Source organism: Micromonospora sp. NPDC023644 (genome assembly GCF_040640115.1).
In the GTDB taxonomy this organism is placed as follows: Bacteria; Actinomycetota; Actinomycetes; order Mycobacteriales; family Micromonosporaceae; genus Micromonospora.
Genome location: NZ_JBFABA010000060.1, coordinates 1 through 25,130, shown reverse-complemented (window position 1 = coordinate 25,130; position 25,130 = coordinate 1). Strand labels below are relative to the sequence as shown.

Below are 25,130 nucleotides of genomic sequence, written 5' to 3'. Positions count from 1 at the left end.
GGCGCAGGCCGGCGGCCGGTGGCACCGCGGCGATGGCCGACCCGGGGCTCCGGCAGCTGCTGGCCGGCCTCACGGCGGTGCGGGACGGCGACTTCGGCACCCGGTTGCCGGAGGACGCCGACGGCCTGCTCGGGGAGATCGCCACCGTCTTCAACGGCATGGTGGACCAGCTGTCGCTGTTCACCTCCGAGGTGACCCGGGTGGCCCGGGAGGTGGGCACGGAGGGACAGCTCGGCGGGCAGGCCGAGGTGCCCGGCGTGTCGGGCACCTGGAAGGACCTCACCGACTCGGTCAACGCCATGGCGGGCAACCTGACCGACCAGGTCCGCGACATCGCCGAGGTGGCCACGGCGGTGGCCCGGGGCGACCTGTCGCAGAAGATCACCGTCGACGTGCGCGGCGAGATCCTGGAGCTGAAGATCACCATCAACACGATGGTGGATCAGCTGTCGTCGTTCGCCGACGAGGTGACGCGGGTGGCCCGGGAGGTCGGCAGCGAGGGCCGCCTCGGCGGGCAGGCCGAGGTGCCCGGCGTGGCCGGCACCTGGCGCGACCTCACCGACTCGGTGAACTTCATGGCCGGCAACCTGACCAGCCAGGTCCGCAACATCGCCCAGGTCACCACCGCCGTGGCCCGCGGCGACCTGTCGCAGAAGATCACCGTCGACGCGCGGGGCGAGATCCTGGAGCTCAAGAGCACCATCAACACCATGGTGGACCAGCTGTCGTCGTTCGCCGACGAGGTGACCCGGGTGGCCCGCGAGGTCGGCACCGACGGGCGGCTCGGCGGTCAGGCCCAGGTCAGCGGCGTCGCGGGCACCTGGCGCGACCTCACCGACTCGGTGAACTCGATGGCGGTCAACCTCACCGACCAGGTGCGCAGCATCGCGCAGGTGGCCACGGCGGTGGCCCGGGGCGACCTGTCGCAGAAGATCACCGTCACCGCGCACGGCGAGATCCTGGAGCTGAAGAACACCATCAACACGATGGTGGACCAGCTGTCGTCGTTCGCCGACGAGGTGACCCGGGTGGCCCGGGAGGTGGGCACCGAGGGCCGCCTCGGCGGCCAGGCGGACGTCAAGGGCGTCTCCGGCACCTGGAAGGACCTCACCGAGTCGGTCAACGTCATGGCGGACAACCTCACCGCCCAGGTGCGCAGCATCGCCGAGGTGACCACCGCCGTGGCGAAGGGCGACCTGACCCAGAAGATCCGGGTCGACGCGCGCGGCGAGATCCTGGCGCTGAAGGAGACCATCAACACGATGGTCGACCAGCTCTCCGCGTTCGCCGACGAGGTGACGCGGGTGGCACGGGAGGTGGGCACCGAGGGGCGCCTGGGCGGCCAGGCCCGGGTGTCCAACGTCGGCGGGACCTGGAAGGACCTCACCGACAACGTCAACGAGATGGCCAACAACCTGACCAACCAGGTGCGCTCGATCGCGCTGGTCGCCACCGCCGTCGCCCAGGGCGACCTGAGCCGGCAGATCACCGTGGAGGCCAAGGGCGAGGTGGCCGTGCTCGCCCAGACCATCAACACGATGGTCGGCACCCTCGGCGCGTTCGCCGACGAGGTGACGCGGGTGGCCCGGGAGGTGGGCACCGAGGGCCGCCTCGGCGGGCAGGCGCGGGTGCCCAACGTGGCCGGCACCTGGAAGGACCTCACCGACAACGTCAACTCGATGGCGAACAACCTCACCGGCCAGGTCCGCAACATCGCGCAGGTCACCACCGCGGTGGCCCAGGGCGACCTGACCAAGAAGATCGACGTCGACGCGCGCGGCGAGATCCTGGAGCTGAAGACCACCATCAACACGATGGTGGACCAGCTGTCGTCGTTCGCGGCCGAGGTGACCCGGGTGGCCCGGGAGGTCGGCAGCGAGGGCCGCCTCGGCGGCCAGGCCGAGGTCGAGGGCGTCTCCGGCACCTGGAAGCGGCTCACCGAGAACGTCAACGAGCTGGCCGGGAACCTCACCCGCCAGGTGCGCGCCATCGCCGAGGTGACCAGCGCCGTGGCCACCGGCGACCTGACCCGCTCCATCACCGTGGACGCCCCCGGCGAGGTCGGCGAGCTGAAGGACAACATCAACTCCATGGTGGAGTCGCTGCGCGAGACCACCCGGACCAACCAGGAACAGGACTGGCTCAAGACCAACCTGGCCCGCATCGCCGGGTTGATGCAGGGCCACCGCGACCTGGACGTGGTCGCCGGCCTGGTGATGAACGAGCTGGCCCCGCTGGTCTCGGCGCAGCTCGGCACGTTCCTGCTGGTGGACGACGGCCCCGGCGGGACGGGCCTGCGGGTGGTCGGCGGGTACGGCCACGACACCTCCGGCCGCCGCTACGCCCTCGGCGAGTCGCTCGTCGGGCAGGCCGCGGTGAGCAAGCGGGCCATCGTGGTGGACGCCGTGCCGGCCGACTACGTCACCGTCTCCTCCAGCCTCGGCGCCGCCGCCCCGCTGCACCTGGTGGTGCTGCCGATCCTCTTCGAGGACCAGGTGCTCGGCGTCATCGAGCTGGCCAGCATGAGCCACTTCACCGAGGTGCAGCGCGACTTCCTCGACCAGCTCACCGAGACCATCGGCGTCAACGTCAACACCATCGTCGCCAACGCCCGTACCGACGTGCTGCTCACCGAGTCGCAGCGCCTCGCCGCGGAGTTGCAGGCCCGCTCGGAGGAGTTGCAGGCCCGCTCCGAGGAACTCCAGCGCTCCAACGCCGAGCTGGAGGACAAGGCGGCCCTGCTGGCCCGGCAGAACCACGACATCGAGACGAAGAACTCCGAGATCGAGCAGGCCCGGCAGGAGCTGGAGGCCCGCGCCCAGCAGCTCGCGCTGGCCTCCAAGTACAAGTCGGAGTTCCTCGCCAACATGAGCCACGAGCTGCGTACGCCGTTGAACTCGCTGCTCATCCTCGCCCAACTGCTCGCGCAGAACCCGAACCGCAACCTGACCGCCAAGCAGGTGGAGTACGCGACGGTCATCCACTCGGCCGGCACCGACCTGCTCCAGCTCATCAACGACATCCTCGACCTGTCCAAGGTGGAGGCCGGGAAGATGGACATCAACCCGGAGACCTTCGAGCTGGCCGCACTGCGCGACTACGTCGACGCCACCTTCCGGCCGCTGACCACCCCCCGGGGCCTGGAGCTGGAGATCAGCACCGGTCCGGGCGTGCCGACCGAGCTGCACACCGACGAGCAGCGGCTGCGGCAGGTGCTGCGCAACCTCGTCTCCAACGCGGTCAAGTTCACCGAGAAGGGGCGGGTGCGGCTGCGGATCGAGCGGGCCGCGCCGGACGAGCTGCCCGAGGGGTTCGCCCAGCCGGACACCGTCCTCGCGTTCCGGGTGATCGACACCGGCATCGGCATCGCCGAGCAGCACCTGACCGCCATCTTCGACGCCTTCCAGCAGGCCGACGGCACGACCAGCCGGCGGTACGGGGGCACGGGCCTGGGGCTGTCCATCAGCCGGGAGATCGCCCACCTGCTCGGCGGCCGGATCCGGGCGCACAGCGTGCTCGGCCAGGGCAGCACGTTCACCCTCTACCTGCCTGTCGGGCCCGTGCCCGCCGGGACCGGCGACGCGGCGGCCACGGACGACCGCCCGACCGGCCCGTTCCCGGCATCCGGTCGGGCCGGCGCGCTGCCCTGGACGCCGCCGGCCACGCTGCCGCCGGCCGTGACCCTCCAGCCCGGCGAGGTCCGGCGGATGCTGGTGCTGGAGCGCCACGACAAGGGGCTGCTGACGCTGCTCGCCCAGGGCGTCGCGGCGGACCTGGGCGACGCGCACCCGCCGGTGGAGATCTCCACCGCGGTCGACGTGGCCTCGGCGCTGGAGGCGCTCGCCGGGGGACGGCACCACGTCCTGGTGCTCCAGCTCGACCTGCCCGGCGAGGGCGGCACGACCCTGTTGAAGGCGCTGCACGACGACCCGGCGCTGCGCGGGGTGCCCGTGCTGGCGTACCACGGTCACCCGCTGCCGTCCGGCGCGCAGGCCCTGTTGCAGGCGCTGGCCCACGAGCGGCCGCTGGAGGTCCTGCGCAGCCTGGACGACCTGCGCGAGCGGATCGCCCTGCACCTCACGGCGGTGACCCCGGAGCGGGTGCTGCCGTTCGCGCCGGTGGTGCCCGACGTCCGGCCCGCCGTCGACGCCCTGCCGGACGACCTGGCCGGCCGAAAGGTGCTGGTGGTGGACGACGACGCGCGCAACGTCTTCGCGCTGACGAACATCCTGGAGCTGCACGGGCTCGACGTGGTCTACGCGGAGAACGGCCGGCAGGGCATCGAGACGCTGATGCGCCACGACGACATCGACCTCGTGCTGATGGACGTGATGATGCCGGAGATGGACGGCTACGCCGCGACGGCGGCGATCCGCGCCATGCCCCGCTACGCCGACCTGCCGATCATCGCGGTGACCGCGAAGGCGATGCACGGCGACCGGGAGAAGAGCATCTCCTCCGGCGCCAGCGACTACGTCACGAAGCCGGTCGACGCCGCCGACCTGTTGCAGTGCATCCACCGCTGGCTGCAGGGCTGAGGCGCCCGCGGGCGGCGGGGCTCCCTGCGCTCCCCGGGCGGTCGCCCGCGCGGGGAGCGCAGGTCACCACACCAGCCACCTGCGGTGCCGCGCGAGACCCGTGGGCCGTCCCGGTCAGGGGCGGCCGGCCTCGAACGTCTCGCGGTCGAGGAAGAGCAGCCGGGCCCGCTTGCCGTTCACGTCGATCAGCGGGCCGGCGACGAAGCCGGTGCGCAGCAGCCGGTTGACCGCCTTGTCGTTGCGCGCGTCCGGCTCCATCACGACGCGCCGGTGCCGCGGATCGGCGAAGACGAAGTCGAGGAACACGCGCAACAGGGTGCCCGTGAAGCCCCGCTCGACCGTGTCGGGCGGGCCGATCAGCAGGTGGGCCCCGTGATCGCCGGGCTGGACCGGGTAGCACTCGCCGACCGGGTCGGCGGCCGGCTCGTAGGTCTGGAACAGCGCCACCGGCGTGCCGTCGCGGTGGGTCAGCCAGGCGTGATGGGTGGGCAGCGAGTCCAGGTAGCGGTAGATTTCCCCGACCCGGTCCCGGCCGGCGTCGCGCATGCCCCAGAACTGGGCGCGTTCCTGGCTGACCCAGGCGTGGATCAGGTCGATGTCGGTGTCGGGGTCGACGGGGCGGATCGTCACCCGGCCGAAGCCGTCGACGTCCTGGCGGTAGGTGCTGGCGAGATCACGCATCGTGTGCCACCGTACGATGATTCCGGTCGATGCGCGAGTAGGTCGACCCCCGGCGCGGCGCGGGCGGTCCGGCGGCCCCGGCCGGCGGCGCGAACGCCCCTCACCCGCCCACGCCCGTCACCCGGCCACGCCCGTCACCCGCCCACAGCTCTCACCCGCCGGCGGCGGCGACCGTCGGGGTGCTCGTGGCGGCCCCGGCCCGGCGGCGGGCGGCGGGGACCACCAGGGGGGTGCCGCTCTCCGGGTCGTCGATCACGCGGCACGGCAGCCGGAAGACCTCCTCGACCAGCTCGGCGGTGACCACCTCCCGGGGCGGGCCGGCCGCGACCACCTCCCCCTCGCGCATCGCGATCAGGTGCGTCGCGTAGCGGGCGGCGTGGTTGAGGTCGTGCAGCACCGCCACCAGCGTGCGGCCCTGCTCCTCGTGCAGCCGGGCGCAGAGGTCGAGGATCTCGATCTGGTGGGCGATGTCCAGGTAGGTGGTCGGCTCGTCGAGCAGCAGCAGGGGGGTCTGCTGGGCCAGCGCCATCGCGATCCACACCCGCTGCCGCTGCCCGCCGGAGAGCTCGTCGACGGTGCGGCCGGCGAGGTCGGCGACCCCGGTGGCGGCCATCGACTCGGTGACCACCCGCTCGTCCTCGCGCGACCACTGCCGCAGCAGCCCCTGGTGCGGGTACCGGCCGCGCGCGACGAGTTCGGCGACGCCGATGCCGTCCGGCGCGACGGACGTCTGCGGCAGCAGGCCGAGGGTGCGCGCCACGTTGCGCGCCGGCAGCCGGTGGATGTCCTCGCCGTCGAGCAGCACCGCCCCGGCGGCCGGCTTCAGCAGCCGGGAAAGGGCCCGCAGCAGGGTGGACTTGCCGCAGGCGTTGGGGCCGATGATGACCGTGAAGGACCGGTCGGGCACGGCGACGCTCAGGTCCCGCGCGACGGTCCGCCGCTCGTAGGCGAGGGTCATCGCGGTGCCGCTCAGCCGGGACTGCATGCTCGGTGCTCCGTTCTCGTCGTGGGCGGCCCGCCGGCCTCGCCCGGTCACAGCCGGCCGGCCCGGCGCTCGGTGGCCAGCAGCCAGATCAGGTAGGCGCCGCCGAGCACGCCGGTCACCACGCCGACCGGCAGCTGGTGCCCGGGGAAGACCCGCAGCGCGAGCTGGTCGGCCGCGACCAGGAGGACCGCGCCGACCGCCGCCGAGGGCAGCAGGTTCGGCCCCGGCGCCCGGGTCAGCCGCCGCGCGAGGTGCGGCGCGGTGAGGGCCACGAAGTTCACCGGCCCGGCGGCGGCCGCCGCGAGGGAGACCAGCAGGACCGCCGCCGCCAGCACGACCAGGCGCAGCCGCTCCACGCGTACGCCGAGCGCGGCGGCGGTGTCGTCGCCCATCTCGACCAGCCGCATCGCCGGCCCGTACCCGGCCAGCATGAGGGGCACCAGCACCGCCAGCGCGACCAGCAGCGGCAGCGCGTTCGACCAGCCGCGCCCGTCGAGGCTGCCGGTGAGCCAGAGCACGGCGCGGGCGGCGTCCATCAGCGGGGCCCGGGTGAGCAGCCAGCCGTTGACCCCGGTGAGGATCGCCATGGTGCCGATGCCGACCAGGATCAGCCGGTACCCGTGCACGCCGCGCCGCCAGGACAGCGCGTAGACCAGCGCGCCGGTGACCAGCCCGCCGACCACCGCCGACGAGGCCAGCGCCACGCTGCTGCCGCCGACCACCACCACGACGAGCGCCCCGGTCGCCGCGCCCTGGGTGAAGCCGAGCATGTCGGGACTGCCCAGCGGGTTGCGGACCAGCGACTGGAAGACGGCGCCGGCCAACGCCAGCGCGGCGCCGACGCAGAGCGCGGTGACCACCCGGGGCAGCCGCAGCTCGGTGACGATGAACTCCTCGGCCGGGGTGCCCCGGCCGGTGAGGGCGCGCAGCACGTCGGCGGGGCTCATCGGGTAGTCGCCGCTGCCGATGGCGAGCACGCTGAGCCCCAGGGCCAGCAGCACGCAGGTGACGCCGACGGCGATGGCGCGGGGGCGCAGCCGCAGGGACAGGTTGCCGGGGGTGCGGAGGGTGATCACGGGTGGGCCACCCGCCCGCGCCGTACCAGCCAGAGGAAGAGCGGCCCGCCCGCCACGGCGGTCACGAGCCCGACCTGGAGCTCGCCGGGGCGGCTCAGCACCCGCCCCAGCACGTCGGCGCCGAGCAGCAGCACCGGGGCCAGCACCGCGCAGTACGGCAGCAGCCAGCGCAGGTCCGGCCCGGTGAGCGCGCGGACCAGGTGCGGCACGAGCAGCCCGACGAAGACGATCGGCCCGCAGGCGGCGGTGGCGGCCCCGCAGAGCAGGGTGACCGCCGCGATGACCGCGCCCCGGACCAGGGCCGGGCGGGCGCCGAGGGCGCGCGCCGCGTCGTCGCCGAGCGCCAGCGCGTTGAGCGGACGCGCGACGAGCAGGGCGACCAGCAGGCCCGCCGCCATGAACGGCGCGACCGTGCGGACGGCCGACGGTTCGGCGGCGGCCAGCGAGCCGACCGTCCAGAACCGCAGCCGTTCCAGCGACGCGGAGTCCACCAGCATCACCGCGCTGACGTACGAGTAGAGGGTGGCGTTGAGCGCCGCGCCGGCCAGCGCCAGCCGGGCGGGGGTGGCCCCGCGCCCGCCGCCGACGGCGTACACGGCGGCGGTCACGACCGCCGCGCCGAGCAGCGCGAACCACACCTGGCCGCCGACGCCGCCGATGCCGAACAACAGCGCCCCGCTGGCCACCGCCGCCGAGGCGCCGGCGTTGATGCCGAGCAGGCCGGGGTCGGCGAGCGGGTTGCGGGTCAGCGCCTGCATCACCGCGCCGGCGACGCCGAGCGCCGCCCCGGCGAGCAGGCCGAGCAGCGTGCGCGGCAGCCGCATCCGGTGCACGACGGCGTACTCGGCGGCATCGCGGTCCAGCAGGCCCTGCCACACGTCGGTGAGGGGGAGCTGTTTGGCGCCCACGGCGATGCTGAGCACCGCGACGACCGCGAGCAGCAGCACCGACACCGCGAGGCCGGCGGCCCGCCGCGCGGTCCGGCCGGGCCGGCGTACGGCGGGCGGCGCCGGCGCGGTGCCGAGGCGTGGGGAGAGGGTGGCGGACAGTGTGGGCTCCGAAGTGGTGCGGAATTCCGAACGGGACTTGACAGCGGTTTAGGTTAGGTTAACCTAACCCAGCTGTCCATGGTCATTCGCCCGACCCCGATCGAAAGACACTGCCATGCCGCATCCCGTGTCCGCCCGCCGCCTCTCCCGCCGGGGCCTGCTCGCCGCCGGTGGCGCCGCCACCCTGGCGGCCCTGCTCGCCGGCTGCGGCGGGGACGAGGACTCCGCCGCCCCCGCCGCCAACAGCTCCGGCGGGCCGTGGTCGTTCACCGACGACCGCAACGAGAAGGTGAGCGCCGACGCCCGCCCGACCCGGGTGGTCGCCTTCACGGGGGTCGCCGCCGCGCTGGTGGACTTCGGGCTCGACAAGCAGATCGTCGGGGTGTTCGGCGAGACGAAGCGCGCCGACGGCAGCAAGGACCCGCAGGCCGGCGACCTCGACGTGGAGTCCGTGGAGATTCTCGGCAACGTCTGGGGCGAGTTCAACCTGGAGAAGTACGCCGCCCTGCGGCCCGAACTGCTCGTCACCCACATGTACGACCCGGGCGCCTTCTGGTACGTGCCGGACGAGAGCAAGGCCAAGATCCTCCCGCTCGCCCCCGCCGTCACCGTGACCACGGCCCGGGTGCCGATGACCAAGCCGATCGAGCGGTACGCGCAGCTCGCGGAGTCCCTCGGCGCCGACCTGTCCGCGAAGAAGGTCACCGACGCCAAGGCCCGCTTCGAGGCCGCCGCCGAGTCGGTCCGCCAGGCGGTCAAGGCGAACCCGGGCATCAAGGTGCTCGCCTGCTCCGGCAGCCCCGACCTGTTCTACGCCTCCAACCCCAAGGTCAGCACCGACCTGATGTACTTCGCCGAGCTGGGCGTCGACATCGTCGTCCCCACCAAGCTGGAGGCCGGCGACTACTTCGAGGCGCTGAGCTGGGAGAACGCGGGCAAGTTCCCGGCCGACCTGCTCCTGCTCGACAACCGCAACACCGCCCTGCAGCCCAAGGACCTGGCCGCCAAGCCCACCTGGCAGCAGCTGCCGGCCGTCAAGGCCAACCAGATCGCCGCGTGGGACGCGGTGCCCCGCTTCTCGTACGCCGGCGCCGCGCCGCTGCTGGAGAACCTGGCCACCGCCATCAAGGGCGCGAAGAAGGTGACCTCGTGACCACCGCCGTCGCCGTCCAGTACCGCCTCTTCGCCGCGCAGGTCGTCGGCGCGCGCCGCGTCGGCGCCTCCCTGGTCCGGGTCACCTTCGGCGGGCCGGAGCTGGTCGACTTCGCCGGCGGCGGCCGGGACCAGAGCGTCTCGCTGTTCCTGCCGCACCCCGGCCAGCCCGAGCCGGTGCTCCCCGCCGGGGCGGAGGAGGACTGGTTCGGCGCCTACCGGGCCATGGACCCCGACGTGCGCGCGGTGATGCGGTCGTACACCATCCGGGAGCAGCGCCCCGAGCAGGCCGAGGTGGACATCGACTTCGTCAGCCACGGCGACACCGGTCCCGCCTCCCGCTGGGCCCGGCACGCCCTGCCGGGCGACCGGGTGGTGCTGCTCGGCCCGGCCGTGCACGACAACCGCAGCGTCTGCTTCCGCCCCCCGGTCGGCACGGACTCCGTCCTGCTGGTGGCCGACGAGACCGGGCTGCCCGCCGCCGCCGGCATCCTGGCCTGGCTGCCGGCCGACACCCCGGTGCGGGCCTGGATCGAGGTCCCCGACGCGGGGGACATCCAGGAGCTGCCCACCGAGGCGCGGGCCGAGGTGCGCTGGCTCGTGCGCGGCGGCACCGCCCCCGGCAGCACCCTGCTGGCCGACGCGGTGCGCGCCGCCCGGCTGCCGGGCGGCAGCCCGTACGCCTGGATCGCCGGCGAGTCCTCGATGGTGCGCTCGGTGCGCCGGCACCTCGTCGGCGAGCGCGGCCTGGACCGCCGCCACGTCACCTTCTCCGGCTACTGGCGCCGGGGCGCCTCGGAGGAGGACCTGCGCGCCGAGGCCGCCGTCAAGGCAGCCGTCTGACCGACGCCCGCCGCGCGCCGGGTCCCACCCGCCGGGGGTGGGACCCGGCGCGTCGCCCTGGAGCCGGACCACGTCATCCGTGCTGCGCGCACGACCGCGCGCCGCCGCCCCTGGCCGGCGGCTGCGACCCGTGACGCGCCGTCGGGCGGCAGGAGAGTGCGTTCCCGTCTAGGGTGCCGCCATGGTCGCCCGCATTCCGATCTCAGTCGCCGCACTTGTGCGCGACGGCCTCGTGCTCCTGGTGCACCGCCATCCGTCGCGGCGGTGGTATCCCGACTGCTGGGATCTCGTCGGCGGACATGTCGAGCCGGACGAGTTACCGCACCAGGCCGTTGCTCGGGAGTGCCTCGAAGAACTCGGTGTCCACGTCCACGACCCCCGACCCATTCCGATGACGATCAGTGACCCCACCCTCCACATGCACGCGTTCCTCGTCACGCGCTGGGAAGGGGAACCCGTCAACGTCGCACCCGAGGAGCACGACGATCTTCGCTGGTTTCGGCCCAGCGATCTCGCAGACCTGAAGCTGGCCCACCCGGCAAGCCTGTCGAGCATCCTGAGCGCCGTCCAGGTCGGCGATGTCCGACCCGCACCCGAGCGGCATGAGGGGACGGCTGTCGTTGGGTAGCGTTCGCGGACATGGAGTCGCGGGTGGTTCACGTGGGAGCGACGGCGTTGCACGTGGGTGTGACGGGCCACGGCCCTGACGTCGTCGTCCTGACCGGTGGTCCCGGGTGCGTGCAGTATCTGGAGCGGGACGAGATTGCGCCGCGTGACCACCGCGCCTGGTACCCCGAACCGCGCGGCGTCGGTCGCTCGGGCGGCGGCCCCCACACCATGGAAGAAGCGATCACCGACCTCGAGTGCATCCGCGCAGCGGTCGGTGTCACCACCTGGATCGTGGTGGGCCATTCGTGGGGCTGTGATCTCGCCGTGCGCTACGCGGTGGAACATCCGGAGGCCGTGGCCGCGGTGGTCGGAATCGCTGGGAGGGGCCCCCAGCGTGACCGCACGTGGTCCGAGGCGTACCAGGCCGGTAAGGCCGCGGAGCCCGTCGTCGACATCGACTGGGTGCCCGAAGTGCACGCGGCTCTCAGCGACTCGTTCACCGACTGGATCCATCGACCCCAGCTGTGGAGCGGACTGGCTGCCTGCGGCGTACCGATGCATCTCATCGCCGCCGGCGACGACATCCGCCCGTCATGGCCCCTGGCGCAGATCGCCGCGCTCGTGCCACGGGGAAGGTTCTCCACCGTGCCTGACGTACCGCATGACTTCTGGTTCACCCACCCCGAGGTGTGGACCCGGACCATCACGGACGCCTGCGCCGCTTCGTGACGTCCGCTTTCCGGACCGGCGGACGCTGGCGGCGTCCAGGACCAGGTCGATTTTCGGCGATGGTGTCGTATCAGGGCGCGGCCGTTCGTGGAACCAGTGTGCGGCGGTCGGCTGGGCCGTCGGACACGAGGGAGTCGGGCAAGGCCCCCGTCCGGGGACTGAGAGGAGACGACATGACGGAATACCTGATCACCTTCAACGACGAGTGGGTGCCCCCACACACGGCGGAGGAGATTCGCGAGAAGGGCGTGGCCGGCCGGGCCGTGATCGCGGACATGCAGGCCGAGGGCGTCCTGATCTTCAGCAACGGCGGGCTCGACCGGTCCACCGCGGTGTGCAGCGTCGAAGCGGTCGACGGCAAGCCCGTCTTCACCGACGGCCCGTACGTCGAGACCAAGGAGCACCTCGGCGGCTTCGCCGTCGTGGACGTGCCCGACGACGAGGCGGCGCGATACTGGGCCGGCAGGCTCGCGACCGCGCTCGACTGGCCGCAGGAGGTGCACCGGTTCCGTGGTCCGGGGGAGGCCCGGCGTAACGGCTCCGGGGATAGGTGAGCGCGGTGCCCAGATACCTGCTGTCCGTCCACGGACCGGCCGAGCACACCGAGTTCGGCGCCTATCCCTCCCGCGAGGCCATGCTGCGGGCGTTCGCCGACACCGGCGCCTTCAACGAGAGGCTCCAGCGGGACGGTCACCTCGTCTTCGCCGACGGCCTGGAGCCCGCGACGACCGCCACCACCGTCGACGGGCAGGGCGAGAGGCCGGTCTTCACCGACGGGCCCTACCTGGAGACGAAGGAGCACCTCGGGGGCTTCTGGGTCATCGAGGCGGCCGACCTCGACGTGGCCCTGGCGCTTGCGGCCGAGGGGTCGAGAGCGTGCCGCGGCACGGTCGAGGTGCGTCCCTTCCGAACCGAGGAATCGGTCCGGACGCTGCTGGCGCCGTGACCGGTCCCACCGTCGAGCAGGCGATCACCCGTGTCCACCGCGAAGAGTGGGCGCGGGTGGTCGCCGGCCTCGCGCGCCGTTTCGGCGATCTCGACGTCGCCGAGGAGGCGACGGCCGAAGCGTTCGTGGCGGCCGCGGAGCGGTGGCCGCGCGAGGGCGTACCGTCCAGTCCCGGCGGTTGGCTCGCCACCACCGCGACCCGCAAGGCGATCGACCGGCTCCGTCGCGAGTCACAGCGCGACGCCAGACACCAGGCGGCCCTGATGGTGTACGACGACACCCCTGCCGAGCCGACCGGCCCGGTCGAGGACGACCGGCTCAGGCTGATCTTCACCTGCTGCCACCCCGCGCTCGCGCCGGAGGCCCGGGTGGCGCTCACCCTGCGCCTGCTCGGCGGCCTCACCGTCCCCGAGATCGCCCGCGCCTTCCTGGTGCGGGAGACCACCATGGCGCAGCGGATCACCCGCGCCAAGGCAAAGATCAAGGCGGCACACATTCCCTACCGGGTGCCCTCGGCCGACGACATCCGCGAGCGGCTCGCCGGCGTGCTCGCGGTCGTCTACCTCGTCTTCAACGAGGGCTACCTCGCCAGTGAGGGGGGCGACCCGGTGCGCGTCGACCTCACCGACGAGGCGATCCGCCTCGGCCGCCTGCTCCGCACCCTCCTCCCGGACGACGGCGAGGTGGCCGGCCTGCTCGCCCTGATGCTCCTCACCGACGCCCGGCGGCCGGCGCGCGTGTCCCGCAGCGGGGAGTTGGTGACCCTCGACGAGCAGGACCGCGGCGCGTGGGACCGCACCCTGATCGCCGAGGGCAACGCCCTGGTCCGCGAGCGGATCGAGGCGGTGGCGGCCGGCGGTGACCCACCCGGGCGCTACCAGTTGCAGGCCGCGATCAACGTGGTCCACACGGATGCGCCGTCCGCCCGGGACACCGACTGGTCCGCCATCGTCGCCCTCTACGGCCGCCTGGTGCTGCTCGACCCCTCACCGATCGTGCGGCTCAACCGGGCGGTCGCGGTGGCCGAGGCCGACGGCCCCGGGGTCGGGCTCGCCGAGATCGACCGGCTCGCCGAGGTCCTCGACGGCTACCACGCCTTCCACGCCGCGCGCGCCGACCTGCTGCGGCGGCTCGGGCGCGGCGGCGAGTCGCGGGCGGCGTACGACCGGGCCATCGGTCTCGCCGGCAACACCGCGGAGCGGGCCTACCTCACCCGCCGCCGCGACCAGCTCGCCGGCTGAGCGTGGGGCCAGCCCTTGCGGCACCCGTTCGCGGCGGAACCGGACGGGGGTGTCGAGGATGCCGGCGACATGGGTCCGGGTCCGGCACGATGGGCTGGTGAGCGAGCTACGCCGGTAGGAGGAGGCAGTGCAGGCCATCCAGAAGGTCCGCCATCGACAGGCCGACGCCAACGGCCTGGGGGTGTTCTTCCGCGAGGCCGGGCGCCCGGGGCAGCCGACGGTGCTGCTGCTGCATGGATTCCCCAGCTCGTCGCACACATTTCGCGAGGTCATGCCCACGCTCGCCGACGTCGCGCACGTGATCGCGCCCGATCTGCCCGGCTTCGGCATGTCGTCGTCGCCGGCCGTCGACAGCTACGACTACACGTTCGAGAACCTCTCCCGGACGGTCGAGAACCTGCTCGACCAGCTCGGAATCGAGCGCTTCTTCGTCTACCTGCACGACTTCGGCGCGCCGGTGGGATACCACCTGGCCACCCGCGCCCCGACTCGCATCCGCGGCCTGATCGTCCAGAGCGGCAACGCGCACGAGGACGGCCTCGGCGAGCAGTGGGACGGCGCCAGGGCCTACTGGGCCGACCCGACCGAGGACAGGCGCGCCGAACTGCCGGACTGGCTGAACTTCGCCGGCACCCGGGACCAGTACCTGGCCGGACTGCCCGAACACCTGCGCACCCTGCACGCTCCCGAGTCGTGGCACCTCGACTGGGCGCGCATGAGCCGACCCGGCAACATCGACGCGCAGTTCGCGCTCTTCACCGACTACGCCAACCACGTCGCCCGCTTCGACGAACTCGCCGAGTACCACCGTGCCCACCAGCCGCCAGCGCTCGTGCTGTGGGGGCGGCACGACCCGTACTTCGACGTCGACGAGGTCCTCGCCTACCACCGCGCCCTCGATCGCATGGACGCGCACATCTACGACGGCGGGCACCTCCTGTTGGAGACGCACGCGGCTGAGTGCGCCGAGCTCATGCGGGTGTTCGTGCGCGACAACGCGTGAACCGATCCACCACGTCACGGCTGCGCACCAGATCTCGAGGACCGCGTCCCGCGAGGGATCGTCGACGAGGCCTGGCCGGCCGCCGACCGGGCGGTGTCCGGCGGCTCAGCCGAGGCGTACCTGGGCCGGGCGTTCGGGCCGGGCGGCGCCGTCGAGCGTCGTGCCGACCGGGACGGCGGGCCGGGCCGGCACGACGGGCGCGTCCCGGCCGGTGCCCCGGTGGCCGTCCCCGTCGTGGCTCGACTCCTCGTGGTAGTCCTGTTCCACGTTGACCGACCACACGTCGTGCCGGGTGCCGCAGGCGATGTTCTCGGCGGTGAGCATCGCCGTCAGCATCGAGTGGTCCTGGTTGTTGTAGCGGTGCATGCCGTTGCGGCCCACCGGGTGCACGTTGGGCACCTCCCGCGCCAGCCAGTCCCGGATCACGTCCACGTTGCGCTGGTAGCGCTCGTCGTAGACCGGGTACGCCTTCGGCATGCGCACCACGTGGCCGGCCTCGACCACCCCCGGCCGGACCAGGCCGAGCCGCTCCAACTCGGCGGTCGCGGCGGCGATCAGCTCGGCGTCCGGCGTACGCCAGGTCTCGTCGTCCTCGAACACGAAGTACTCCAGGCCGAGGCAGGTGCGGCCGTCCTTGACCAGGTGCGGTGACCAGGAGCCGAAGTTCTGGATCCGGCCGACCTTCACCGCCGGGTCGTGCACGTAGATCCAGTTGTCCGGGAACGAGAACTCCTCCGGCACCACCAGCGCGACGGTCAGGAAGTCCCGGTACCGCAGGTCGGCCGCGGCGGCCAGCACCTCCGGCGGGGGCGCCGGGCGCAGCGCGGCGACCAGCTCGGAGATCGGCATCGACGACACGACGTGCGCGGCCGGCTCGGTGCGCTGCCCGCCGGCCCCGTCGACGGTCACGGCGACGGCCCGGCGGCGCTCCGGGTCCCGGTGCACGGCGGTCACCCAGGTGCCGGTGTCCACCCGGCCCCCGCGCCGGCGGACCTCCTCGGCGCAGCGTTCCCACATCATGCCCGGGCCGAGCTTCGGGTACTGGAACTCCTCGATCAGGCTGGTCACGTCCTTGCGGTTGCGCCGGGGCAGCACCGCGTTGCGCACCGCCTTGGCCAGCGACAGGTTCTTGATCCGCTGCGCGGCCCAGTCGGCCTGCAACCGGTCGGCCGGCATGCCCCAGACCTTCTCCGTGTACGTCTTGAAGAACATCGAGTACAGCCGCCAGCCGAAGCGGGCCGAGACCCAGCCCTCGAAGTGCGACTGGTTTTTCGGCGGGCGCAGCCGGGCCCGCGCGTACGAGCCCATGCAGAGCACGGCCTCCCGTACGCCGAGGTTGCGCAGGGCGTTCGTCGCGCTCAGCGGGTAGTCGAACAGGGCGCCCCGGTAGTAGATCCGGCTCATCCGGGGCCGCAGCAGGAAGTCCTCGTCGGGCAGGATCTCGTGCCAGAACTCCTCGACCCGGGCCACCTTCGTGAAGAACCGGTGCCCGCCGATGTCGAAGCGCCACCCGTCCCGCTCGACGGTGCGGCTGATCCCGCCCACCACCTCGTCGGCCTCGAACACCCGGACCGGGCTGTCCCGCCGGAGCAGCTCGTACGCCGCGGTGAGGCCTGCCGGCCCAGCGCCGATGACCACCGTGCCGCGTTCTTCGCCCATGCCCGTCGCCCCCTGCTTCCGCCTCCCGGAGGCGCCCGCTTACCCGGCACCGGCCCGAACTCACCCCGGATCCCCGTCCGCCCCGCGACGCCCCTGCCGGGCGGACCGCGCGGGGTGCGCCGCGGCGCACCCGGCACCCGGTCCGCCCCGGGCGCGCCGACGTGTCAACGGGGCGAGAACGGGGATGTGGCACCGTTCGGGCGGCCGGATCGGGAGACGCGTGATGGACAGAGTGCGGGCCGTCTCGGACCGGCGCTGGCGCGCGGTGTCCGGCCGGTTGGCCGGGCGCGGGCACGACCTGCGGCGGGCGGCGTCGCGGGCCGCCGGCCGGGTGCCGTCGCCGTGGCTGTTCGTCCTCGCCGTCTTCTTCGGTACGAAGATCGTGCTCAGCGCCCTCGGGGTGCTCGCGCTGAGCGCCTTCGACGACGTGCCCTGGGCGCCGCCGCCGGACGAGACGATGATGCGCGAGCAGCAGCGGGCGGTCTCCGGGCACCGCGCGCTCGCGCTCTGGTTCGCCTGGGACTCGTTCCTCTACGACCACCTGGCGCAGCAGCCGCTCGACGAGCCGTGGCGCGACTTCGGCTTTCCCCTGCTCTATCCGTTCCTGGCCCGTCCGCTGGCCCCGCTGCTGGGTGGGGACACCGCGCTGGCGTTGCTGCTCGTCGCCAACGTCGCGTTCCTGCTGATGCTCTTCTACGCCCACCGGCTGGGCGAGCGGCTGCTCGGCGACGACGCCTCCGCCCGCCGGTTCGTCCGATACCTGGTGCTGCTGCCGGCCGGATTCCTGTTCCAGGCGGCGCTGACCGAGTCGCTGTTCCTCTGCCTCGCGCTCGCCGCCTTCCACCTGGCCGAGCGGCGGCGCTGGCTGCTCGTGGGCGTCGTCGGCTTCTTCCTGGCGATGAGCCGCTCGGTCGGGTTCCTCGTCGTGCTCCCGCTCGCCCTGGTGCTGCTGCGGCAGCACCGCTACCGGCTGGGCCCGCGCGCGTGGTGGACGTACGTCCGCCTCGGCTGGCCGCTGGCGCTGGTACCCGCCGGCTGGCTGGCCTTCATGGCGTTCTGCCGGTGGCAGAGCGGCGACTGGTTCGCCTACAAGCACGCCCAGGAGACCGGCTGGGGCATCCGCGTGCAGAACCCGCTGGCGGTGCTCTGGCACGGCCTGACCGAGACCCCGGCCCGCGACGCCCTGCGGGTGTGGATCGCCGTGCTGGTGCTGGCGGTCCTGGTCGCGGGCGCCCGCCGGCTCGGGCTGCCCTATCTCGTGTACGGGCTGACCATGGTCCTGGTGCCGCTGTCGATGGGTCCGCCGGTGTACAAGAGCCTGCTGCGCTACCTGATCGCCGTCTTCCCGGTCGCCCTCGTGCTGGCCCGCTGGGCCCGCCACGCGGGCGCCGACGCCTGGCTGACCGCCGCCCTGGCCCTGCTCCAGGGCGCGCTGTTCGTCACCTGGCTCGCCTACTGGACCCACTTCATCATCTGACCGGCGCGTGCGGGGCGCCGGTGCCGGCGCTCGGCGGTCGCGTCGTCGCGATGGTCGTCGTCACGTCCGCGCCCGGACCCGCCGTGGACCCGGTGCGGAAGCTCAGCCTCCGCCACGCGGCGACGGCCGCGTCGGCCCGCCCCCACCGGCGGCCGCGGGCGGCCGGGAGTCGACCGGCGCGGCGGATCCGACCCCCCGGGGGCGGACCGGGGTGATCTCGGGGGCCGGCCCGGTGCTGTCGCGGCGCACCACCTCGGCGGGCAGCACCTCGACGCGGGGCGCCGCCGCCCCCGGGTCGAGCGCCAGCGACATGGCGCGGGCCCCCATGTCGACCAGGGGCAGCCGGACGGTGGTCAGCGCCGGGGTGACGTCCCGGGCGATCGGCATGTCGTCGAAGCCGATGACCGACATCTGCCGGGGCACCGCCACCGACCGGGAGCGCAGCAGCGCCAGCGCGCCGATCGCCATCGAGTCGTTGAGCGCGACGATGGCGGTCAGCTCGGGGTCGGCGTCGAGCAGGGCGGCGGTGGCGGCGACGCCGCCGTCGCGGTCGAACTCGGCGTGCCGGACACGGTGCTCGGGCAGGCTCAGCCCGTGCGCGGCGAGGGACTCCCGCAGGCCGGTGAGCCGGTCGGTGGTGGTGGTGAGCACCGCCGGCCCGGCCACCACCCCGATCGCCCGGTGACCGAGCTCGTAGAGCTCCGCGCCGATCAACCGGCCGCCGGCGCGGTTGTCCGGCATCACCGCGTCGCCGGAGTGCTCGTGCCGGCCGATGACCGCGACCCGTCCGCCGGTCGCCTCGTAGGCGGCGAGCTTCTCGTTGAGCAGGCGGGTGAAGGTGGCGTCGTGGTAGCCCGAGCCGGCCAGGATGATCGCGGCGACCTGCTGGCCGCGCAGCAGCTCGACGTACTCCAGCTCGCGGTCCGGGTCGCGGTAGCTGTTGCAGATCATCAGCAGCCGGCCCTGGTCGGTGGCGACCCGTTGCAGGCCCCGGGTGATCTCGGCGAAGTACGGGTCGGAGACGTCGTGCACGATGACGCCGACCGCCACGCGGTGCGAGCGGGCGAGCAGCTGGGCGTGCGCGTTGGGGACGTACTGCAGCTCGGCGACGGCGCGGAGCACGCGCTCGCGCAGCTCCTCGGTGACGGGCTTGCTGCTGCCGTTGATCACCCGGGAGGCGGTCGCGGGCGAGACCCCGGCCCGCCGGGCCACGTCGGACAGGGTCGCCACTGCCGCCCCCTCGGTCGTTTCTCGACGGCCGTGCCCCGGTGCCGGCCACCCGTCACCGTACCGCAGCGAAAGCCCTTCCCCGGCCCCGCGCGCGCCCGGCCGGCCCGGCGGCCGACGCCCGCCGCACAACGGGGCCGGACAGCCCCTTGCCTGAGGAGGGAAGGGTTCCCTACGCTGCCCAGGAAAGCGCTTGCCTGACAATCCGCCGCCGGGGACCTCCGGGCGGCGGCGCAGGCGTGGAACAGGTCGCCGCCCGCCGCCGTCCCGGTCGGAGGCGCCCGCGGAGGGAAGGATCACCATGACCCGCAGGTCGATAGGCATCATCGTCAACGGCGTCACCGGCCGGATGGGCTACCGGCAGCACCTGGTGCGCTCCCTGCTCGCCATCCGCGAGCAGGGCGGCGTGCCCCTGGCCGACGGCACCTCGATCTGGCCCGAGCCCGTCCTGGTCGGGCGCAGCGAGACCAAGCTCCGCGAGATCGCCGAGCGGCACGGGCTGGCCGACTGGACCACCGACCTGAGCGCGGCGCTGGCCCGCGACGACGTCGAGATCTACTTCGACGCCCAGGTCACCCAGCAGCGGGAGAAGGCGATCCGCCGGGCGCTGGAGGCCGGCAAGCACATCTACACCGAGAAGCCGCTGGCCGAGGACACCGAGGGCGCCCTCGACCTGGCCCGCGCGGCGCGCGCCGCCGGCGTGCGCACCGGGGTGGTGCAGGACAAGCTCTTCCTGCCCGGGCTGCGCAAGCTCAAGCGGCTCATCGACGGCGGCTTCTTCGGGCGGATCCTGTCGGTGCGCGGGGAGTTCGGCTACTGGGTCTTCGAGGGCGACTGGCAGCCGGCCCAGCGCCCCTCCTGGAACTACCGGAGCGAGGACGGCGGCGGCATCGTCGTGGACATGTTCCCGCACTGGCAGTACGTGCTGGAGGAGCTCTTCGGGCGGGTACGCACGGTCTCCTGCCTCACCGCCACGCACGTGCCGCAGCGCGTCGACGAGGCGGGCCGCACCTACCCGGCGACGGCCGACGACGCCGCGTACGGCATCTTCGAGCTCGACGGCGGCGTGGTCGCGCAGCTCAACTCCTCGTGGTGCGTCCGGGTGTACCGCGACGAGCTGGTCGAGTTCCAGGTCGACGGCACCGAGGGCAGCGCCGTGGCCGGGCTGCGCAGCTGCCGGGTGCAGCACCGCGCGGTCACCCCGAAGCCGGTGTGGAACCCCGACCTGCCGGTCACCGAGCCCTTCCGGTCGCAGTGGACGGAGGTGCCGGACAACGAGGAGTTCGACAACGGCTTCAAGGTGCAGTGGGAGGCGTTCCTGCGGCACGTCGTCGCCAACGAGCCGTTCCCGTGGGACTTCCTGGCCGGCGCGCGCGGCGTGCAGCTCGCCGAGCTGGGCCTGCGGTCGGCGCGGGAGGGCGCCCGCCTGGACATCCCGGAGCTAGAGCTGTGAGCGCGACCAATGAGGTGGTGCTGCCCGGCGGGCGGCGGTACCGGCTGACCGGGGGCGCCGGCTTCCCGCGTCCGGCCGGTCCGCCGACCAGCCGGATCGCGTACGCCGCCGCGCACGTGGTGGCCGACCCGACGGCGGAGAACATCCCCGGCGCCCCGGCCGTGCTCGACTGGGACCGCACCCTGGCCTTCCGGCACCACCTGTGGTCGTACGGCTTCGGGGTGGCCGAGGCGATGGACACCGCGCAGCGCGGCATGGGCCTGGACTACCCGGCCACCCGCGAGCTGATCCGGCGCAGCGCCGCCGAGGCCCGTGCCGTGGGCGGGCGGATCGTCGCCGGGGTCGGCACGGACCAGCTCCCGCCCGGCCCGGCCACCCTGGCCGAGGTCGCCCGCGCCTACCGCGAGCAGCTCGACGACGTGCGGGCCGCCGGGGCCCGCCCGGTGCTGATGTGCAGCCGTCATCTGGCCGCCGCCGCCCGGAGCCGGGAGGACTACCTGCGGGTGTACGACGAACTGCTGAGCGCCGCCGACGAGCCGGTGGTGCTGCACTGGCTCGGCCCGATGTTCGATCCGGCGCTCGCGGGCTACTGGGGCTCGACCGACCTCGACGAGGCCGCCGACGCCGTGGTCGAGCTGATCAAGGCCCACGACACCCGGGTGGACGGGATCAAGGTCTCCCTGCTGGACGCCGACCGGGAGGTGGCGTTGCGCCGCCGGCTGCCGGCCGGGGTGCGCCTCTACACCGGCGACGACTTCCACTACCCGGAGCTGATCCGGGGCGACGCGAGCGGTCACTCCGACGCGCTGCTCGGGGTGTTCGCCGCGATCGCGCCGGCCGCCGCCGCCGCGCTCGCCGCGCTGGACCGGGGGGAGCGGGAGGCGTACGACGCGATCTTCGCGCCGACCGTGCCCCTGGCCCGGCACATCTTCGCGGCCCCCACCTGGCACTACAAGACGGGCATCGTCTTCCTGGCCTGGCTGGCCGGGCACCAGGACCACGTCACGATGGTCGGCGGGGCGCAGTCCGGCCGCTCGCCGGCGCACCTGGCGACCCTGCTCACCCTCGCCGACGCCGCCGGGCTGCTGCCCGACGCCGACCTGGCCGCCGCCCGAGCCCGGGCGCTGTTCACCGTCGCGGGGGTGGACCAGTGAGCGCCGGTCCTGCGAGTCCCGCGGTCGGGGCTCGCCCGGTGGGGGGAGATGGCGGGGACGCGCTGCGGCGGTTCTCGTTCAACCAGGCCACGTCGCAGCACTGGCCGCTGCCCGAGGTGGTCGCCGGCTGCGTCGCCGCCGGCGTGCCGGGGATCGGGCTGTGGCGGGAGCCGGTCGCCGAGTACGGGCTGGCCCGCGCCGCGAAGCTGGTCCGCGACGCCGGCCTCGAGGTCACGTCCCTGTGCCGGGGCGGCTTCTTCACCGCCGACGGCTGGCGGGAGGAGAACCTGCGGGCCATCGAGGAGGCCGCCACCCTCGGCACCTCGGTCCTGGTGCTGGTCTCCGGCGGTCTGCCGGTGGGCAGCCGGGACGTCGACGGCGCCCGCCACCGGGTCGCCGACGCCATCGCCGAGCTGGCCCCGCACGCCGCCGCGGCGGGGGTGACCCTGGCGATCGAGCCGCTGCACCCGATGTTCTGCGCCGACCGCTGCGTGGTGTCCACCCTCGGCCAGGCGCTCGACATCGCCGAGCGGTTCGACCCGGGCGTGGTCGGGGTCGTCGTCGACGCCTACCACGTGTGGTGGGACGACACGGTGTACGCGCAGATCGCCCGGGCGGGGGAGCGGATCGCCGCGTTCCAGGTGTGCGACTGGGTCACCCCGCTGCCCGAGGGGGTGCTGCTCGGCCGGGCGCTGCCCGGTGACGGCTGCATCGAGCTGCGCCGGCTGCGGGAGGCCGTCGACGCGGCCGGCTACACCGGGCCGGTCGAGGTGGAGGTCTTCTCGGCCGAGGTGTGGGCCCGGCCCGGCCGGGAGGTCCTGGACGCGTCGGTGGCGGGCTACCTGCGCCACGTCGTCTGACGACGGTCCCGGCCGGTCGGCGGCCGGCCGGGATCCGGGCGAGGATGAGGGGGTGACCGACCGACGGGTGCACCTCGACGACCTCGGCGCGTGGCTGATCAAGGGCAACGCGGACCGGGTCGACCTGGCCGGCCGCTTCGCCCGCGATCCGCGGGTGACGGGCTGGTGCGTACGCCCCGGCTACCGGGTCCGGCTGATGCGCGCCGGTCAGCCGGCGGTCTTCTGGGCCAGCGGCAGCCGCGGCCGGCTCGCGTACGGCGTCTGGGGCGTGGGGCTGGTGGCCGCCGCCGCGGTGCCCGGGGAGCCGGGCGCGGCCTGGACGGTGCCGTTGGACCTGGCGGTCCTCGACGAGGCGCACCGGGTGCCCCGTGAGCTCTTCCGGGCCGATGCCCGGTTGGCCGGCGCGGAGGTGCTCCGGCAGCCGCAGGGGGCCAACCCGTCCTTTCTCACCTGTGCCGAGTTCGCCGCGCTGCGGGAGCACCTGCCGCCGGGCCGACCGCCGGGCCCCGCCGTCTTCACCTGACCCGTCCGGCTCTCTATGATCGGTGAAAACTGTCGCCGGGAAGCCGGTCGACGGCCGGCAAAAACCTACGGGCGCGACCGGCGCGCCGGGAAAGGGTGGGCATGGCGCTGTCCGCGACCGTCCTCGCCGAGCTGCGCGGCATCGTCGGCCCGTCGCACGTGCACGACGCGGCCGGCGACCTCGTGGCGTACGCCCGGGACGCCACGCCCCTCTTCTCGCACCGCCCGGACGCGGTGGTCTTCCCGGCGGACACCGCCGAGGTCGCCGCGGTGCTGGCGCTCGCCACCCGGCACGGGGTGCCCGTGGTGCCCCGCGGCGCGGGCTCCAACCTGTGCGCCGCGACCGTGCCGCTGCGCGGCGGGATCGTGCTGGTGCTGACCCGGCTCGCGGCCATCCTGGAGATCAGCGCGGACGAGCTGCTCGCCCGGGTGCAACCGGGCGTGACCAGCGCGGCCCTCGCCGACGCGGCCGCCGCGCGGGGCCTGCTCTGGGCGCCCGACCCGGGCAGCCGGACCGTCGCCACGGTCGGCGGCACGATCGCCACCTGCGCGGGCGGGCTGCGCGGCCTGAAGTACGGCGTGACCCGCAACTACGTGCTGGGCCTGGAGGCGGTGCTGCCCACCGGCGAGGTCATCCGCACCGGCGGGCGCCTGTGGAAGGACGTCGCCGGCTACGACCTGACCCGGCTGCTCACCGGGTCCGAGGGCACCCTCGCCGTGATCACCGAGGCGACCGTGGCGCTGCTGCCCGCCCCGGCGTCGACGAACACCGGGGTCGCCTACTTCCCGACGCTGGCCGACGCGGGGGAGGCGGTCGCCCGGGTGATCCGGGCCGGGGTGGTGCCGGCGACGCTGGAGTTCCTCGACCGGGCCTGCATCGAGGCCGTGGAGGACTTCGCCCACCTGGGGCTGCGCGCCGACGCGGGCGCCCTGCTGCTCTTCGGCGACGACGGCCCGCCGGACCTGGTCGCCACCCACCTGGAGCGGATCGGCACGGCCTGCGTCGAGGCCGGCGCGGTGGAGGTCACCACGGCCCGCGAGGTCGCCCAGGCCGAGGCGCTGCTGGCCGCCCGGCGGTGCGCGCTGCCGGCGCTGTCCCGCCGGGGCGGGGTGACCATCCTGGAGGACGCGACCGTGCCCCGGCCGCGGATCGCCGAGATGGTCGACCGGATCGGCGCCATCGCCGCCCGGCACGACGTCGCCGTCGCCACCTTCGGCCACGCCGGTGACGGCAACCTGCACCCCACCTGCGTGCTCGACTCGGCCGAGGACCACGAGGCGGTACGCCGGGCCGAGGCGGCCTTCGCCGACGTCTTCGCCGCCGCCATCGACCTCGGCGGCACGATCACCGGCGAGCACGGGGTGGGGGCGGCGAAACTGCCGTTCCTCGCCGCCCGGCTCGGCGACGACCAGCTCGCCCTGTTGCGCCGCATCAAGACCGCCTTCGACCCGGCGGGCATCCTCAACCCCGGAAAGCTCGGATCGTGACCGGCGACGTGTTCGACCCGGAGCAGCTGTCCCGCTGCATCTCCTGCGGGTTCTGCCTGCCGGCCTGCCCCACGTACGCGATGACCGGCGACGAGGCGTCCTCGCCGCGCGGGCGGATCACGCTGATGCGGGCGTTGCAGGACGGCACCCTGCCCCCCGACGACGCCACCCTCGCCGAGCAGTCCTCGTTCTGCCTGGGCTGCCGCGCCTGCGAGCCGGTCTGTCCGGCCGGGGTGGAGTACGGCAGCCTGCTGGAGCAGTGGCGGGTGCACCAGTGGCGGGGCTGGCGGCGGCCGCTGGTGGCCCGGGCGCTGATGCTGCTGGTCGAGCAGCGGTGGCTGCTGCGGCTGTCCGGTCTCCTCCGCCGCGCCGCCCGCCGAAGGTGTGCTGGGCCACCCGCTGCCCGGCGCCGAAGCAGTCGAAGACGGTGCAGCCGGG

21 protein-coding genes and 1 pseudogene are annotated in these 25,130 nt (G+C 73.9%); 16 read left to right on the top strand and 6 right to left on the bottom strand.

Annotated features, from left to right (window positions below):
* Positions 1 to 32: 32 nt before the first annotated feature.
* Positions 33 to 4,538, top strand: coding sequence for a HAMP domain-containing protein (locus tag AB0G08_RS26780; RefSeq protein WP_358092678.1), 4,506 nt, complete (start codon positions 33 to 35; stop codon positions 4,536 to 4,538).
* 114 nt (positions 4,539 to 4,652) lie between these two features.
* On the opposite strand, the gene AB0G08_RS26775 is transcribed toward AB0G08_RS26780, so the two are convergent.
* From AB0G08_RS26775 to AB0G08_RS26760, 4 genes are all read right to left on the bottom strand, one after another.
* A complete protein-coding gene (locus AB0G08_RS26775) occupies positions 4,653 to 5,219 on the bottom strand; it encodes a GNAT family N-acetyltransferase (protein ID WP_358092646.1) in 567 nt (188 codons plus the stop codon).
* Between the two features lie 151 nt (positions 5,220 to 5,370).
* Positions 5,371 to 6,204 carry an ABC transporter ATP-binding protein gene (locus AB0G08_RS26770; protein WP_358092643.1) on the bottom strand — a complete coding sequence of 278 codons (834 nt, stop codon included), beginning with the start codon at positions 6,202 to 6,204 and terminating at the stop codon, positions 5,371 to 5,373.
* Positions 6,205 to 6,251: 47 nt separating this feature from the next.
* Complete coding sequence (locus AB0G08_RS26765) at positions 6,252 to 7,280, bottom strand: iron chelate uptake ABC transporter family permease subunit (protein ID WP_358092641.1); 1,029 nt, start codon at positions 7,278 to 7,280, stop codon at positions 6,252 to 6,254.
* Positions 7,277 to 8,227: an iron chelate uptake ABC transporter family permease subunit gene (locus AB0G08_RS26760; RefSeq protein ID WP_358092638.1), complete on the bottom strand. Its 951-nt coding sequence runs from the start codon at positions 8,225 to 8,227 to the stop codon at positions 7,277 to 7,279. The genes AB0G08_RS26765 and AB0G08_RS26760 overlap by 4 nt, the downstream gene beginning before the upstream one ends.
* 217 nt (positions 8,228 to 8,444) lie before the next feature.
* Between AB0G08_RS26760 and AB0G08_RS26755 the strand changes: the two genes are divergently transcribed.
* From AB0G08_RS26755 to AB0G08_RS26720, 8 genes are all read left to right on the top strand, one after another.
* On the top strand, positions 8,445 to 9,482 hold the full coding sequence (locus AB0G08_RS26755; RefSeq protein WP_358092635.1) for an ABC transporter substrate-binding protein: 1,038 nt from the start codon (positions 8,445 to 8,447) through the stop codon (positions 9,480 to 9,482).
* Positions 9,479 to 10,324, top strand: a complete 846-nt coding sequence (locus AB0G08_RS26750; protein WP_358092632.1) for a siderophore-interacting protein — start codon at positions 9,479 to 9,481, stop codon at positions 10,322 to 10,324. Before AB0G08_RS26755 ends, AB0G08_RS26750 begins: the two co-directional genes overlap by 4 nt.
* A gap of 181 nt (positions 10,325 to 10,505) precedes the next feature.
* The gene (locus AB0G08_RS26745) at positions 10,506 to 10,952 is read left to right on the top strand and encodes an NUDIX domain-containing protein (protein ID WP_358092629.1); all 447 of its coding nucleotides are present in this window, start codon (positions 10,506 to 10,508) and stop codon (positions 10,950 to 10,952) included.
* A gap of 11 nt (positions 10,953 to 10,963) precedes the next feature.
* Positions 10,964 to 11,662: an alpha/beta hydrolase gene (locus AB0G08_RS26740; RefSeq protein WP_358092626.1), complete on the top strand. Its 699-nt coding sequence runs from the start codon at positions 10,964 to 10,966 to the stop codon at positions 11,660 to 11,662.
* A gap of 173 nt (positions 11,663 to 11,835) precedes the next feature.
* On the top strand, positions 11,836 to 12,216 hold the full coding sequence (locus tag AB0G08_RS26735; RefSeq protein WP_358092623.1) for a YciI family protein: 381 nt from the start codon (positions 11,836 to 11,838) through the stop codon (positions 12,214 to 12,216).
* A gap of 80 nt (positions 12,217 to 12,296) precedes the next feature.
* Positions 12,297 to 12,608 (top strand): YciI family protein, encoded by a 312-nt coding sequence (locus AB0G08_RS26730; protein ID WP_358092675.1) that lies wholly within the window; start codon positions 12,297 to 12,299, stop codon positions 12,606 to 12,608.
* Positions 12,605 to 13,849 carry a sigma-70 family RNA polymerase sigma factor gene (locus AB0G08_RS26725; RefSeq protein WP_358092620.1) on the top strand — a complete coding sequence of 415 codons (1,245 nt, stop codon included), beginning with the start codon at positions 12,605 to 12,607 and terminating at the stop codon, positions 13,847 to 13,849. The genes AB0G08_RS26730 and AB0G08_RS26725 overlap by 4 nt, the downstream gene beginning before the upstream one ends.
* A gap of 127 nt (positions 13,850 to 13,976) precedes the next feature.
* On the top strand, positions 13,977 to 14,852 hold the full coding sequence (locus AB0G08_RS26720; protein WP_358092617.1) for an alpha/beta hydrolase: 876 nt from the start codon (positions 13,977 to 13,979) through the stop codon (positions 14,850 to 14,852).
* 105 nt (positions 14,853 to 14,957) lie between these two features.
* Here AB0G08_RS26720 and AB0G08_RS26715 read toward each other — a convergent pair whose 3' ends face one another.
* The gene (locus tag AB0G08_RS26715; protein ID WP_358092614.1) at positions 14,958 to 16,511 is read right to left on the bottom strand and encodes an NAD(P)/FAD-dependent oxidoreductase; all 1,554 of its coding nucleotides are present in this window, start codon (positions 16,509 to 16,511) and stop codon (positions 14,958 to 14,960) included.
* A 223-nt stretch (positions 16,512 to 16,734) separates the two neighbouring features.
* Here AB0G08_RS26715 and AB0G08_RS26710 point away from each other — a divergent pair, with 223 nt between their 5' ends.
* Positions 16,735 to 17,988, top strand: coding sequence for a hypothetical protein (locus AB0G08_RS26710; protein WP_358092611.1), 1,254 nt, complete (start codon positions 16,735 to 16,737; stop codon positions 17,986 to 17,988).
* Between the two features lie 102 nt (positions 17,989 to 18,090).
* On the opposite strand, the gene AB0G08_RS26705 is transcribed toward AB0G08_RS26710, so the two are convergent.
* Positions 18,091 to 19,218 (bottom strand): LacI family DNA-binding transcriptional regulator, encoded by a 1,128-nt coding sequence (locus tag AB0G08_RS26705; RefSeq protein ID WP_358092608.1) that lies wholly within the window; start codon positions 19,216 to 19,218, stop codon positions 18,091 to 18,093.
* Positions 19,219 to 19,516: 298 nt separating this feature from the next.
* Between AB0G08_RS26705 and AB0G08_RS26700 the strand changes: the two genes are divergently transcribed.
* From AB0G08_RS26700 to AB0G08_RS26675, 6 genes and pseudogenes are all read left to right on the top strand, one after another.
* Positions 19,517 to 20,668, top strand: coding sequence for a Gfo/Idh/MocA family oxidoreductase (locus AB0G08_RS26700; protein ID WP_358092605.1), 1,152 nt, complete (start codon positions 19,517 to 19,519; stop codon positions 20,666 to 20,668).
* Complete coding sequence (locus AB0G08_RS26695) at positions 20,665 to 21,822, top strand: dihydrodipicolinate synthase family protein (RefSeq protein WP_358092602.1); 1,158 nt, start codon at positions 20,665 to 20,667, stop codon at positions 21,820 to 21,822. Before AB0G08_RS26700 ends, AB0G08_RS26695 begins: the two co-directional genes overlap by 4 nt.
* 38 nt (positions 21,823 to 21,860) lie before the next feature.
* Positions 21,861 to 22,682 carry a sugar phosphate isomerase/epimerase gene (locus AB0G08_RS26690; protein WP_358092600.1) on the top strand — a complete coding sequence of 274 codons (822 nt, stop codon included), beginning with the start codon at positions 21,861 to 21,863 and terminating at the stop codon, positions 22,680 to 22,682.
* Positions 22,683 to 22,734: 52 nt separating this feature from the next.
* Positions 22,735 to 23,205, top strand: coding sequence for a hypothetical protein (locus AB0G08_RS26685; RefSeq protein WP_358092597.1), 471 nt, complete (start codon positions 22,735 to 22,737; stop codon positions 23,203 to 23,205).
* A 101-nt stretch (positions 23,206 to 23,306) separates the two neighbouring features.
* On the top strand, positions 23,307 to 24,692 hold the full coding sequence (locus tag AB0G08_RS26680) for an FAD-linked oxidase C-terminal domain-containing protein (protein ID WP_358092594.1): 1,386 nt from the start codon (positions 23,307 to 23,309) through the stop codon (positions 24,690 to 24,692).
* Positions 24,689 to 24,868 (top strand): annotated as a pseudogene (locus AB0G08_RS26675) (4Fe-4S dicluster domain-containing protein); the annotation flags it as partial. The gene AB0G08_RS26680 and the pseudogene AB0G08_RS26675, both read left to right, overlap by 4 nt.
* Positions 24,869 to 25,130 lie beyond the last annotated feature (262 nt).

What these genes read in the sequence shown, in the direction of transcription:
- AB0G08_RS26780 (WP_358092678.1), top strand. Translation starts at nt 33, where the DNA reads ATGGCCGACCCGGGGCTCCGGCAGCTGCTGGCCGGCCTCACGGCGGTG.
- AB0G08_RS26775 (WP_358092646.1), bottom strand. Translation starts at nt 5,219, where the DNA reads ATGCGTGATCTCGCCAGCACCTACCGCCAGGACGTCGACGGCTTCGGC.
- AB0G08_RS26770 (WP_358092643.1), bottom strand. Translation starts at nt 6,204, where the DNA reads ATGCAGTCCCGGCTGAGCGGCACCGCGATGACCCTCGCCTACGAGCGG.
- AB0G08_RS26755 (WP_358092635.1), top strand. Translation starts at nt 8,445, where the DNA reads ATGCCGCATCCCGTGTCCGCCCGCCGCCTCTCCCGCCGGGGCCTGCTC.
- AB0G08_RS26745 (WP_358092629.1), top strand. Translation starts at nt 10,506, where the DNA reads ATGGTCGCCCGCATTCCGATCTCAGTCGCCGCACTTGTGCGCGACGGC.
- AB0G08_RS26740 (WP_358092626.1), top strand. Translation starts at nt 10,964, where the DNA reads ATGGAGTCGCGGGTGGTTCACGTGGGAGCGACGGCGTTGCACGTGGGT.
- AB0G08_RS26735 (WP_358092623.1), top strand. Translation starts at nt 11,836, where the DNA reads ATGACGGAATACCTGATCACCTTCAACGACGAGTGGGTGCCCCCACAC.
- AB0G08_RS26730 (WP_358092675.1), top strand. Translation starts at nt 12,297, where the DNA reads ATGCTGCGGGCGTTCGCCGACACCGGCGCCTTCAACGAGAGGCTCCAG.
- AB0G08_RS26715 (WP_358092614.1), bottom strand. Translation starts at nt 16,511, where the DNA reads ATGGGCGAAGAACGCGGCACGGTGGTCATCGGCGCTGGGCCGGCAGGC.
- AB0G08_RS26710 (WP_358092611.1), top strand. Translation starts at nt 16,735, where the DNA reads ATGGACAGAGTGCGGGCCGTCTCGGACCGGCGCTGGCGCGCGGTGTCC.
- AB0G08_RS26700 (WP_358092605.1), top strand. Translation starts at nt 19,517, where the DNA reads ATGACCCGCAGGTCGATAGGCATCATCGTCAACGGCGTCACCGGCCGG.
- AB0G08_RS26680 (WP_358092594.1), top strand. Translation starts at nt 23,307, where the DNA reads ATGGCGCTGTCCGCGACCGTCCTCGCCGAGCTGCGCGGCATCGTCGGC.